The following is a 258-nucleotide window of genomic DNA, read 5'->3' as shown; positions in this document are numbered from 1 at the left end:
CCAGTACGGCGGCCGTACGTCGGAAGCCAAGGCGAAGTTCCTCAACGGCGAATGCGCCATGATGCCGGAATCGTCCGGCGGCATCGGCGACATGGTCAAGGCCGGCATGGATTTCGGCATCGGCTCCCTGCCCTACTACCCGGAAGCGGCCGGCGCTCCGCAGAACACGATCCCCGGCGGCGCATCGCTCTGGGTCTTCGCCGGCAAGCCGGCGGCCGACTACAAGGGCGTCGCCCAGTTCTTCACCTTCCTGTCCAA

General features: G+C 66.7%; 1 protein-coding gene. It reads left to right on the top strand.

Features of this window, described 5'->3' with window-relative positions; all coding sequences use genetic code 11:
- Nucleotides 1-258: extracellular solute-binding protein (locus ABFX56_RS16180; protein ID WP_346234378.1), on the top strand; the 258-nt coding region annotated here is incomplete at both ends.

The sequence above is a fragment of the Parafrigoribacterium mesophilum genome (assembly GCF_039652555.1).
GTDB lineage: Bacteria > Actinomycetota > Actinomycetes > Actinomycetales > Microbacteriaceae > Parafrigoribacterium > Parafrigoribacterium mesophilum.
Note: the sequence above shows the minus strand (reverse complement) of the source record. Positions and strands in the feature narration are given on the sequence as shown.